This is a genomic window from Fictibacillus nanhaiensis, from assembly GCF_036213205.1.
Taxonomy (GTDB): Bacteria; Bacillota; Bacilli; order Bacillales; family Fictibacillaceae; genus Fictibacillus; species Fictibacillus nanhaiensis_E.
Genome location: NZ_JARMFC010000001.1, coordinates 693,502 through 705,846 on the forward strand (window position 1 = coordinate 693,502; position 12,345 = coordinate 705,846).

Consider the following 12,345-nt stretch of genomic DNA (forward strand, 5'->3'; position numbering starts at 1 on the left):
CCTACTTTCTTACTTGATTCCTGAGTGGGCCATCGTGTTCATCACCTGGCTCTGCAGAATTATAAAGATGATTAAATTTGGTACGAACATGATTAGTGATGCCGCTGCTGCCAGTCCTTGTCCTGCCACGTTGTTTCCTGCGACCGTTGAAGTTAACGTCGACATATAGAACGAGAACGTCTTCAGTCCTTCATCGTTTACATAAAGTGACGAACTTTCAACGCTGTTCCAAACGAGCTGGAACGATAGAATCGCGATTGTAGCGATTGCAGGTTTGACGAGCGGTATGATGATTCGAACAAAAATCTGAAAATCAGATGCACCGTCAAGCCTTGCTGCTTCTAGCAGTTCATCTGGTATCTGATCGATGAACTGTTTGACGAGAAACAGACCGATCGGCATCGCGAGTAACGGCAAGATATGAACCAAAAATGTATTGATCAAGCCGAGTTCGTCAATCAACAGATAACGCGGAATCATAACTGCTGCTGGTACGAACATGAGCGCCAACGTGTTGATCTCGAAGATCGCTTTTTTCATTCTAAAATTTTTCTTAGATAACGCGTAGCCTGCCATCGTGCTGATGATGACGGTCAGAACAACAACGATTAGCGTAACCACAACAGAGTTGAACAGAAAGCGCGACATCGGAACACCGGTATCGTTCGTCTTTGTAAAAAGGTCTACAAAGTTTTGTAACGTCGGGTTATCTACAAAAAAGCGCGGTGGATACGCGAACAGTTCGTCGATCGGTTTGAACGCATGAAAAAATATATAAACGATCGGCAAAGCCATAAAAATAGCCAGTGGAATTAAAAACGCAAGAAACTTCAACTGACTTCTATGAAACTTTGACGGGTTCATTCTTGTTCCTTGAAAGGCTGACATGTTGATCACTCCTTTTTCGCTAGTCTTTCTCTCCAAACAGCCTCCAGGCTACTTTCGAGAACAGATATACAACGATGAGCAGCACGACCGAGATCGCTGCCGCATAACCCATCTCATAACGGATAAATCCATAATCTTCTAAGTGGTTGACCATAAGCTGACCCGCATATTGCGGTGTCGGGTTAGCACCAGATAGCGCCACCCCGATCGCACCAGCTTGAAACGTTCCAACAACAGCCATGACCGCCCCAAACAACATCTGCGGCTTCATGGACGGAATCGTAATATAGATGATCTCTTGAAAACGGTTGTTGATGCCGTCGATGTATCCCGCTTCATAGATCTCTGTGTTAATGTTTAGAACACCTGATAACATCGCTAGAAAGCCAACACCCATAGAGCCCCAAAGCGTTACAAAGATCATGATCTTCATCAAATACTCAGGTGACTGCAGCCATTGAATCGGTTCTAACAGCACACCCATCGTTAGAAGCAAGCTGTTTAGATAACCGGTTTCATCTCCAGAGAAGATGATCGTCCAAACGACCGCCATCGCAACCCCCGCTGTCATGGACGGCGAGTAGATGACTAAGGCAAGCACCGTTCGCATGCGCTTTGGCACTTGAGCAAGCGCCCAAGCGAGTATGAACGATAAGATATACCCGCCAGGGCCCACGATCAGTGCGAACGTTAACGTGTTCGGCAGGATTTTCTGCATGAACACTTCATCCTGTGTGATCAGACCAACATAGTTGCTTAACCCGATGAACGATGGTGTCTCGATCGCGTTAAAATACGTGAATGACAATAGGATTGCCGCTGCAACAGGTATGATGATAAACGTTGTAAAAAAGATGATATACGGAGCAAGGAACATCCACGGTGAATAATCTCGTTTATTTGGTTTCTTTTTCATTCTCATCGCCTGCCCAACTTTTCACTTGTTCTATCGTAGGAATCGGATACGGCTTTACCATCTTGCCGTCTTTCACATATCCGAACTCTTCCATCTTTCGCTTGATCTCCCGGTCGATCGCAACGACTGAATCGTCAACTGCAGATCTCGGGTTCACACCGTCAAATACGATGCGGTTCCAGATGTTCGAAAGCTCACGCTCGATCATGTACGAACCTGGATTCTTCGGTACTTCGTATAGATACTCCCACTGCTTCAGAATCGTTTTCTTATGCTGTTCTGGCCATGGAAGGTTCTTGAACGCCTCTAGATTCGACGTGTTCCACATATATTCTGGTCCGTAAAGCATCTGCAGATTGGTCGCGAACTCGGTCTGCGTATCTTCTGACAGCCACCATTTTAAAAGCTCCCACGAATCTTCCTTACTCTTCGTACCTTTAAAAATCATCGCAGACTGACCTGAACCTGTTGCCCAGCGCTCCACCGTTCCGTCTTCTTTTTTCACACCAGGATGTGGTGCAATATCCCACCATCCTGCGATCTCTGGAGCGGCTGCTGTTAGCTGTGTATACGTCGTAAAGTTTGCTGTTCCGATCGGAAGTGTTGAATATCGGAAATGGTTATAAAAGTTCGGCACTTGTAACGGCATGCTGTAGATCGTGTTTAGCTCTGCCATGAACTGAATGCCTTTTAGTGATTCTTCTGTTCCGATCGCCGTCTTCATCCCATCTTTTCCGTAAAGATCTCCGTCAAACTGATACACGAACGGAGCGGTTGCTTGGAACGGCTTAAAGCCTGTTGCACCAGCGATATGCGTATAATAGTTCATCCCAAAACGCTGTAGTTCTGGCAAGATGCTCTTCACGTCATCCCACGTATCTGGAACCGGAAGACCGAGCGCCTGCAGGATATCTTTTCGGTAAAACTGCACAAAGAAATCTTGCGTCTCTGGCATTGCATAAACCGAATTACCGATCATGAGCGGCAGAAAAGCTCCTGGTGAGAACTGCTTGCTAAATTTTTCAAAATCTTCGAATTGATGCAGATCAACGGCCGCACCACGAATGGATAACTCATAAGGCAGCCATGAGGAGATACCAAGCGCAATGTCAGGTTGTTTGTTCGACGCACTCGCAAGAATCAGCTTCTGCTCTTCTGGCATGATCGAGAACTTTACTTTGATTCCTGTTTTCGGCGTAAAGTTTTGATCAGATAGATTTTGTAGGAGTTCAACATATTGGCGCGGTCTGTTCACCCAAACCTCTAACGTATCTTCTTTTGCCTCACTCGCTGAATAATTTTCAGAGAAGAACGATAAGAAAAAGCGTTGAATCGAGTCAATCAGCTTTTCCCAAAAACCAGCTTCTGCATCCGGCACTTCTTTTTCGTCACCATGCACGTAGAAACGGTCGACCGTTAACGGTTGTTCTGGCAAAGTCACGAGCATGTTTCCAAGCAGTTGTGCCGCTGAAGACGATCCTTCTGACAGCTCTGTGAGTCGGCTTGGAATCTCATTCGGCTTTTTGCTAAGTGCTCTTAGCTTTTGAACCGCCATCTCAAGCGAGACCATATCTTTTGAATCTTCTTTTGTTTTATCAAGTGTTCTAAGATAGTTCAGTTCTTTCTCTAGCTCGTCCGCCCATCCAGCAAGTTTTTTATCAATGCCAGGAATGTACTCGCTGATCTTCCAGCCACGAGATATATCTGTCTGATTCCCGGTAAGCTTTCGGATCTCAAGCGTGAGCTCTTCCATCTCGCGCATCACTTTGTTCGTCGTATGAAGAACGGGCTCAACAGGAGCGGCATCAGCTTCTAGACCGATTTGATGACTCCCTTTTGATAAATAAAAAAGATACGCTTTTCCATCTTCATCTTCTAGCGTGACGTTATCCCAGTTTTTATTGAATGGGAACGTAACGGGTGAAGCTTCTTGAAACGGAACTTTTCCGTCGATCAACAGTTTTCGGAAGACTGGACCACCCGTCTCTTTGTTCTGCAGCACTTTAAACGTTATTTTGTATAGTCCAGCTTTTTTAACGTTAACGTTCCAATTAACTGTCTGTCCGGAGTCTTTCCACGATTCAGAACCTAGCGTGTTCAGAAGGAGGTTCTTTGGAGAGCTCGGTATCGCTGATGAATCATTCGCTGCAAAAGGACGTATGTACGAGCTGTTTTTTTCGTAATCCTTCTCAGCTTCACGTGTGATCAACTCGTCGACCATTTTTGCGTTTTCATGCTTTTTTACATAGTCTTTATAGCTTGGTAGTTTGCTAGGTGATTTGACGTACGCTTTTCCTAGCAGCATCTCGCCTGATAGATTTGTAAGCTGGATCGTATTCCTTCCTTTTTTCAATTCGTAACGAAGCGGTTCTGACTGAAGCTGACTCGCATCTTCAGCTGTTAACGTGTTCCAACGTTCGATCCGTTTCTGCTTCGGAATCATGTCGTTCTTGAACCGATCTTTCTCGAACGTATTTTTCTCGTTTTTCCAGTCGGCCGGAAACACGATTCTTCGGCTTTCATAAAAAGGATAGTTGCCGTTCACTTGAATGGCGCCCTCTATTGGAACAACCTCGTTGCTCAGTGGATAATAATCAAACGCTAGCTCATATAGTCCCGCTTCCTCCACATTCACTTCATAAGAAACGGAGTCTCGGTTATGCCAATAGAAAACACGATCGTTATAGCCCTTACTCTCTGATTCTGACAAAAGGTTCTTTTTGTCTTTGATCTTAAAATCAGAAGGAGAGACAGACGCTTCAAACTTAGAAGCGTCACCTGTCCCTTTCTTCTCCCAACTGTTAAGGACGGTATGATAGTTTTCCTCCACGACTTGTTCGGCAGGCTTAACCTCACTGTTGCCTTCAGCAGATGCATATGGGTGTGGAATAATGAGACACAGCGCTAAACCTAACCAAAGAAATCTTTTAAACTTCATACTATCAACCTCCCCTTAAACTTCAGGCTTTCTATTTATCTTTTAAAGCCTCACTTGCTTCTTTGCTCTTTTGGTCTGCTAATTGATCAAGCTGTTTTGCGTAGTCTTCGATCTTCAGATTTCCTTTGATCACGTTATCTAAAATCACGGCCACTTTCGCATTCGCTTCTTCTCCAACCTTCACGCCAGTTGGTGCTTCCCAACGTGCATCAACATAGCCAGGTACGGTTTTAACCGGCTCAACGACTGCGTTGTCTAAGTTGTCATAAGCTGTCTTAATTCCAGGCACTTCATTGATCGCGAAGTACTCTTCTAAAATTTCAGGATCTGCGTTAACTGGTAGTGTGTTCAGTGCTTTTCCTTCTTTTTCAGCGATTTCCATACGTTTCATGAAACCTTCTTTACCGAATGACATCCACTTAGAGAAAAGGAATGCTTCTTCAGCGTGCTTACTCGTTTTAGAGATTCCAACAAAGTCGTTCGTTACACCCGTTCTTCCACCCGGAAGACCGATGAAGTCAAAATCAAACGTTCCTTTTTCAACGAGAGAAGGAACTCCCCAAGTACCGTCCCATTTAACAGCAACTTGGCCGTTCATCCATACTTCTTCTGGGTTCTCACCTTTAAAGTTAGCTTTCAAGTCATCTGGAAGTGACTCGTACGCGTAGTTGTTCGTTGTGATTTCTTTTGCAAGATTAGCTCCTGCAATGAATTCTTTTGAATCAAGAGAATATTGTCCGTCTTGAACCGTAAACCAGCCCATGTCTGGGTTAGCAGCAGCCGGATACCAGTCTGTTACGGAGAACGCGTGGTTCGTTCCAGCTACACCTTTGTTGATGTTCGTTACTTCTTTAATGGATTTTGTGTACTCTTCTAGTGAAAAACCAAACTCAGGGTAATCTAGGTTCGCTTCGTTAAACAGATCTTTGTTTACTAAGTAGCCTAAGAAATGCTGTGCGAATGGAACCGCATACACTTTATCGTTGTAAGTCGCTGATTCGCGAACCGCTTCTGGAATGTTAGCAAAATCTTTATCTTTTTCTGTCATTTTCGTGATGTCCATCAACCAGTCGTTTGATAGTGACGATGGAATCTGTGGAAGAGCGAAAACGTCTGGCATCTTGCCCGCACTTGCTGCTGCAGCGAGTGTTCCGTTCCAATCAGCCGCTGTGATTGACTCGTCGATCTTCACCTTAATGTTCGGATACTTTTTCTCAAACGCTTTGATCATAAGGCGCTCAAGGTTTTGTTCTTTTTCAGTACCAAGTGACCAGCTGGCATACGAGATGGTTACGTTTTCTTTCTTGCTGTCCGTGCTTGCTTTTTCATCTGAGCTACAAGCTGCTACTGAAAATAGCAGTGCGATGATCATGAATAGTGATAAAACTTTCTTCATTACCTATCAACTCCTAATTAATTTTTTGGGGGCTAATGCTACGTTGCTTTTGAAAGTGTTGATTTCCGTTTCGGGTGCTTCGCTTTCCGGGGGGCGTGCGGTGAGCCACCTCGGCACTTTGTTCCCTTAGGTGTCTCACCTGTCCTGATCCCCCAGGAGTCTCGCGCCCTACACTGCAATCAACTTATTCAGGGATGAGAATGAAAAAATTACATTAGCAGCAACAGTTAGGAATAGCCTTACTTATGGTTGAATAGCGTTTGCGAATGCCGGTTGAAACCGGATGGATGTTGTGTCTTCTGTTGTTGAAATCAGCACTTTATAGGCGTGCTCTTGGAGTTCCTCGATTGAAACCTCTTTGGTGTCTACAGGTTTCCAGGTGGAGGAACGGAAGACGAATTCTTCTTCTTTTTGAATCATTTTAATAGTGAGTGAGATTTCGTCTTGTTGCTGTAGGCTTTCGTAGATTTCACCTGTTCCGTATTCGATGAACAGTTCGTCATGTAACGGTACGTTGACTGGTAGCATGAGGCCGCTTCGCATTGGAATCGAGATTTCTTTTCCACCGAAAAGAGTTGTTCCGTCGTACGTGATCGTCGTCTTCTTCTTAAATTCATCAAAGTTTTGAAGAAAGAAGAAGTCTCCTTTTTCTGGTGAAGATCGAACGGTAATATCAAGCTCTTCTTCTAGTGTGAAACGACTCTCGATCCCAGCTCGTTTGGCAAGATCGACGATGATGTCGTTTTGATAATGAAAACCGTGATCCATTCCAATACCAAACATGTATAGCTGACCTTTTCCAAGCTGCTTTTCAAACGCGATCACTTGGTCCGGCTTGTCCTCGATATGCGCAAACGCGCCATCTAGGTTTTCATAGATCTCAGCTCGGTCGATCAACACGTTGTCCGCCTGATCAATCTGACCGAACACGCGATGCTTTGTTTCTTTTACCGATACGTTGATGTAGTCTTTTAGAATCGTACACGGTACGTTTTTCAACGTTTTTGTCGGAATCGTCGGGAACAGGATAAGCTTGCCGCCGTTCTCTAGATATAAGACGAGTTTTTGCTGAATGTTTTCATCCATCCACTCTGTGGTAAACATCCAGAGAGAAGGAATTTCGCTCGGATCAATCTCGGCATCTTCCTGCACGTTAATCGCATCATAGATGATGTTGTTCACTCGAAGTGCCTTCGCGATGCCGTTCGCCATAAAGGTTTCACGATCACGCTGAATCTGGTCGACCATGTGTTTTGTATGCTCATCATGAAACTCTGTCATGTAATAATCCGGATAAAAACCGAGATGTGTATCAACAACTGGTTTCGTTTGTAGAAGTGAGCTTTCAAATGTTTGAAGCATCTTTCCGATATGTTGAATAACAGGATAGTGTGGGTTTTTCTGGCCCGACTTAGTAAGCGGTGCTTGCCAATCGTGACGTCTGCCGAACAAACCGATGTTTTCGTAGTTCTCACCCGCACCAAACATGTAATAGTTCACACCGTTCATTCCGTCCGCGATACATAAACGCGTCGTCAGATCAAACGTTGTCGGTTGAAGCTTCGGCTTGTCGTGAATGCTCCCGCCTTGGAACTCAGCTGAGAAAAGCGGCTGTTCTTTCCATTGGATCGCTTTTGTGAACGCGTTCGCCAAAACGATATCCACGTAACTGTCGTACTCGATGTTGCCGATATAATAATCACCAGCCATGAGCGTGTTCTCAATTTTCGCGGTTTCGAGCAGCTGCGAAATGCCGATCGGATACATCGTTCCGCGCTTTAAGATATCGATTCCATGAAAGCCATGAATGTTCACCACGAACGGAACGTCGATGCCTTTTTCCTCTGCTGACTGTTTAAGATGCTCGATGAAACGCTTGTAGTGTTGTCGTAAAAAAAGTCCAAACTCATTTCTTAGCGCATGAGCGAAAATCGCTTCAGGCTTTTTTGTCATGTTCTCCGCGAACGACTGAATCTCGCTAAACGGAATGCGGAATGTTTCTTGAAACGATTGCTCTGTATAGTTGGTTTTCAGATGTTGTTGAAACTCTTGTAGTGTGGAAGTGTTAAAATCGGGTTGGTTCGTCACCCAGTGGAACATTCCCACTTCGTTATCGAGCTGAAAAAGGATAACTGGACCGCCGTTTGTAACGAGAAACGGCTTAATAACAGCACATACTTTTTCATACCAAAGCTCTGTTTTTTCTAAAAAGGTCGGGTGACTGTAACTTACGACTCGGTTTGGATGAATTTCGCCAACGTTCGTTTTCGCTACCGCTTCCGGATAGTTATCGATGAACCACGTTGGAACCCCATGATCCACGATTTCTGCCATCACATATGGCCCCGGGCGGACTAGACAGTACATCCCCTCTTCCTTTACGAGCTGCAGAAACGTATGTAGATCACGTTCTGGGCGAGAGGTTCCGGTAAGATCCGTAACACCTTCCTCATACTCGTGAAAAATCCACGGTACGTACGTGCTGATCATGTTCGCGCCAGCTTCTTTTACCTGCTGGATGCGCTCGCGCCAGTCTTTCTTCGGGATTCGGAAGTAGTGAAGTTCTCCTCCGAACAAGAAGACCTCCTGACCGTCCACGATCACCTTTTCATCTTTTATTGCGATGTTCTTCATAAATCACCTCTTCATCCGGTAAAAGCCGGGGTACTGGAGTAAAAATAGATAAAATCATGTGGGTGATGCGTTAGGGTGCAGTTGTTTCGAAACGTTTCGATATAGTGCAAAAAAATAGGATTTTCGGTAAATATAAACGTTTGAATTGTCGTTGGACCCCTTCAATCCTCATTTTACCAATAGAAACGTTTCACTTTTTCATATTATAAATCAACTTGTAAACGGTTACAATATAATTTTCTAAAAATTGTGACGTGCTGTAAGTAATTTTTGTTATGCCCAAATGAACAAAGAGCTTCATTAGTTAGGTTTCACGGTACGTGTTTTTATTGTGGTTACGCGTTCGCACAATTTTATGATGGTTACACACGCTTCGACACTAACTTCACTCAAATCGACATCAGCTTCACACATTTATTACTTCTTTACACACACATTCAACACTTTTAGGCACATCACCCCTAAAAGTTCTCCAACTATTCTACTAACGAGCAGGTAAACCCTGAAGATATATAGAAAATAAACATAAACCATTAAAGGAGTGATGCTATGTTAATTAAAGAAGCTGCAGAATCATTAAAAATGAAGCAATTACGAGTGATGTTAAGTAGATCCTCACCACACTTTTTGTATCGAAAGGAAATGGAAAGTGAACTTGCTCGGCGGATAGCCGGTTATCAAGGCGAAAAGTCTATGGATTTTCACATGGACCTTCTTCCTAAAGCAGAAACTTTTATTTTTCATGATCTTCGAATACCCTACGGCACGACTTACCACTTTCAATTGGACATCCTCATCTTAACAACTACTTTCTTTCTCATTATTGAAGTAAAGAACATGGTCGGTACCTTAATTTTTGATCAAGAATTTAAACAATTAATAAGAACCTATAAAGGTGTTGAAGAAACGTTTCCAGATCCTATTTCACAGCTGTATCGGCAGACTTTTCTTCTTAAAGAATTGTTAAAGCAAAATCGTTTTCCCTATGTCCCCATCGAATCACTTGTTATCGTTAGCAACCCTCATACCCGCATTAAATCCATCCCTGAACATATAGATCTCTCAAAAAGTGTTACCCATAGCACAAATCTATTAGCCAAATTTCATGAATACCAAAATGTTTATAAAGAAGAGAAAATAGCAAAAAAAGAGATTAAAAAGCTGTACCGGCTTTTACTTAAACAAAATCGGCCGCAAACTACAGATTTATTTAATCAGTTTTCAATGACAGAACATGACATTTTAAAAGGTGTTGCTTGTCCAGATTGTAAGATGATACCCATTGTCCGCCTAAGAGGAAAATGGTTCTGTTTAAAATGTGGCCATACTTCAAAAGACGCCCATTTGGCGGCGTTAAAGGATTATTCCATTCTTTACAACCCCTCCATATCTAATCGTCAATGCTGTGATTTTTTACAAATTCCTTCTCGGTTTGTAATCAAACACCTTTTAGATGCTAGTCCACTTTCCTCTTCAAAAATGGGATCCAAAAGAATCTATCACCTTCATGAATTAGAATAATACTGCCCAATTTACGGTACGTGCTCTTTAAATTCTTACACGTACGCACATTTTTTTGTTATCTGCACTCGTTTCGACATATGATTCACTCTATTCGACCTCAACTTCGCACATCAAAACCTAGTTCACACACACTTTCTCAGCATTTACGCACATACTAACTCGGAAGCTGGCTTTTTCTAAGTCAGCTTCCAAAATGATAAGACTAGAAATTATTTCTATCGGGAATCTATGAATGTAGGTTTGATTTTGTTACATAATCCGATATACTAGACCTTTATAAATATACAAATATTCTGATTAATTTTACATAATAAGACAGGAGACGTGACGATGAAATTTACCATTGAGCCGCTTGGCGATAACAGCATGATCATTGAACTAGGACAAGATATGAGCCATGAGATCCAGCAAAAAGTCAAAAAAGTCTCCTCTTTCTTTGAAGAGCACGCGTTTGACTGGGTGATTGAAACAGTACCTGGTTTTACGACAGTTGCTGTTTTTTATGATCCATTAAAGATCAAGACAACGACACTTCCTTTTGAAGAAGTATGCGCATTTTTGGAACCGCTTTTAGAAAAATTAGAAGTTGACGTTGATGCCGAACCTCGTGTGGTGGAAATTCCCGTCTGTTATGGCGGTGAGTTCGGTCCAGACTTAGAGGAAGTCGCGCATCACAATGGACTTACGGTTGAGGAAGTGATCGATATTCATTCAAATGGTGAATACACCGTTTATATGATCGGGTTCGCCCCTGGTTTTCCGTATATTGGTGGCATGAGTGAGAAAATCGCTGCGCCAAGACGAAGTAATCCGAGACTAAAGATTCCTGCTGGTTCTGTTGGAATCGCAGGCAAACAAACAGGCGTGTATCCGATCGAAACGCCTGGTGGATGGCAGCTGATCGGCAAAACACCCCTAAAGCTTTTTACCCCAGAAGGTGAAACGCCTTCCCTTCTGCAAGCCGGTGATCAGATCAAGTTTGTTCCGATCTCAGTAGAAGAGTTTCAAAAAATAGAGGAGGACGCGAAATGATTAAGATTACAAAGCCTGGCCTCCTAACGAGTGTTCAAGATCTTGGCCGTTACGGTTTTCAAAAATATGGTGTGATCACGAGTGGTGTCATGGACACGACTGCACATCGGATAGCAAATTCTTTAGTTGGAAATGCTGAGAATGAAGCAACTTTAGAACTTACGTTGCTTGGGCCTGATATGGAGTTTCATGAAGATACACTAATTTCAATCTGTGGTGGCAACTTATCTCCTTCCATTGACGGTAAACCTGTGAAATTATGGCGCTCGGTCCTTGTGACGGCTGGTAGCAAGCTAAAATTTGGCGGCTGTAAAACAGGGTGCCGTGCATATCTCGCTGTTGCCGGCGGTTTTGATGTGCCTGAAGTTATGAACAGCAAATCTACATACTTACGAGCTGGAATCGGCGGACATAACGGAAAAGCACTGCAGAATGAGAATGAGCTTTCTTTGGGTGAGCCGAGTGAACTTTCCAGTAACATTTCAAAAATTTTAGCGGCAGACCTTGGTGATAAAAAGTTTGTCGAGATGCATTGGACGATCTCTTCTGATTTTATCGCGTCTTCTGCTTCTAAACCGCAAGTCCGAGTTATGAAGGGCAGACAGTACGACTGGTTTACAACAGAAAGCCAGATGAAGCTTTTTACCGAACACTTTGAAGTTACATCACAGTCTGACCGAATGGGTTATCGTTTAAAAGGACCCCAGCTTGAACTTCAAGAGAAACAAGAGATGCTCTCAGAAGCTGTAAGTTTTGGTACGATTCAAGTTCCTTCAGAAGGTAATCCGATCGTACTGCTCGCCGACCGCCAAACTACCGGCGGATATCCAAAGATCGGGCAGATCGCAACCGTCGATCTCTCAATCATGGCGCAGCTTAAGCCTGGAGACAAAGTTCAGTTCGTCGAAGTTTCACACGAAGTAGCCCAACAACTCTACTTAGATCGTGAAAAGAAATTGCACCAGTTAAAACAAGGAATCGCACTTAAAATACGACAAGAAATGAAGTAATTTAGGA

Annotated in this window: 8 protein-coding genes; 3 read left to right on the plus strand and 5 right to left on the minus strand. The window is 43.4% G+C overall.

All coding sequences use genetic code 11. The features are described from left to right. Positions 1 to 9 precede the first annotated feature (9 nt). From P4V41_RS03345 to P4V41_RS03365, 5 genes are all read right to left on the minus strand, one after another. On the minus strand, positions 10 to 888 hold the full coding sequence (locus P4V41_RS03345; RefSeq protein WP_328083408.1) for a carbohydrate ABC transporter permease: 879 nt from the start codon (positions 886 to 888) through the stop codon (positions 10 to 12). Between the two features lie 19 nt (positions 889 to 907). After that, positions 908 to 1,804 (minus strand): carbohydrate ABC transporter permease, encoded by an 897-nt coding sequence (locus tag P4V41_RS03350; protein ID WP_231618237.1) that lies wholly within the window; start codon positions 1,802 to 1,804, stop codon positions 908 to 910. Next, positions 1,785 to 4,742 (minus strand): extracellular solute-binding protein, encoded by a 2,958-nt coding sequence (locus P4V41_RS03355; RefSeq protein WP_328083409.1) that lies wholly within the window; start codon positions 4,740 to 4,742, stop codon positions 1,785 to 1,787. The genes P4V41_RS03350 and P4V41_RS03355 overlap by 20 nt, the downstream gene beginning before the upstream one ends. A gap of 31 nt (positions 4,743 to 4,773) precedes the next feature. Then, positions 4,774 to 6,138 (minus strand): ABC transporter substrate-binding protein, encoded by a 1,365-nt coding sequence (locus tag P4V41_RS03360; protein WP_328083410.1) that lies wholly within the window; start codon positions 6,136 to 6,138, stop codon positions 4,774 to 4,776. Positions 6,139 to 6,381: 243 nt separating this feature from the next. After that, positions 6,382 to 8,772, minus strand: coding sequence for a beta-galactosidase (locus P4V41_RS03365; protein ID WP_328083411.1), 2,391 nt, complete (start codon positions 8,770 to 8,772; stop codon positions 6,382 to 6,384). Positions 8,773 to 9,321: 549 nt separating this feature from the next. Here P4V41_RS03365 and P4V41_RS03370 point away from each other — a divergent pair. The 3 genes from P4V41_RS03370 (at position 9,322) to P4V41_RS03380 (ending at position 12,338) form a co-directional block, all read left to right on the plus strand. Next, entirely contained in the window at positions 9,322 to 10,293 is a 972-nt protein-coding gene (locus P4V41_RS03370; protein WP_328083412.1) for a nuclease-related domain-containing protein, read from the plus strand. 333 nt (positions 10,294 to 10,626) lie between these two features. Next, positions 10,627 to 11,328 carry a 5-oxoprolinase subunit PxpB gene (gene pxpB / locus P4V41_RS03375; RefSeq protein ID WP_328083413.1) on the plus strand — a complete coding sequence of 234 codons (702 nt, stop codon included), beginning with the start codon at positions 10,627 to 10,629 and terminating at the stop codon, positions 11,326 to 11,328. Next, entirely contained in the window at positions 11,325 to 12,338 is a 1,014-nt protein-coding gene (locus tag P4V41_RS03380; RefSeq protein WP_328083414.1) for a biotin-dependent carboxyltransferase family protein, read from the plus strand. Before pxpB ends, P4V41_RS03380 begins: the two co-directional genes overlap by 4 nt. Positions 12,339 to 12,345 lie beyond the last annotated feature (7 nt).

Excerpts from the sequence above, each read along its gene's own strand:
- P4V41_RS03380 (WP_328083414.1), top strand. The coding sequence starts at position 11,325 with ATGATTAAGATTACAAAGCCTGGCCTCCTAACGAGTGTTCAAGATCTT.
- P4V41_RS03355 (WP_328083409.1), bottom strand. The coding sequence starts at position 4,742 with ATGAAGTTTAAAAGATTTCTTTGGTTAGGTTTAGCGCTGTGTCTCATT.
- pxpB (WP_328083413.1), top strand. The coding sequence starts at position 10,627 with ATGAAATTTACCATTGAGCCGCTTGGCGATAACAGCATGATCATTGAA.
- P4V41_RS03365 (WP_328083411.1), bottom strand. The coding sequence starts at position 8,772 with ATGAAGAACATCGCAATAAAAGATGAAAAGGTGATCGTGGACGGTCAG.
- P4V41_RS03360 (WP_328083410.1), bottom strand. The coding sequence starts at position 6,138 with ATGAAGAAAGTTTTATCACTATTCATGATCATCGCACTGCTATTTTCA.
- P4V41_RS03350 (WP_231618237.1), bottom strand. The coding sequence starts at position 1,804 with ATGAAAAAGAAACCAAATAAACGAGATTATTCACCGTGGATGTTCCTT.
- P4V41_RS03370 (WP_328083412.1), top strand. The coding sequence starts at position 9,322 with ATGTTAATTAAAGAAGCTGCAGAATCATTAAAAATGAAGCAATTACGA.
- P4V41_RS03345 (WP_328083408.1), bottom strand. The coding sequence starts at position 888 with ATGTCAGCCTTTCAAGGAACAAGAATGAACCCGTCAAAGTTTCATAGA.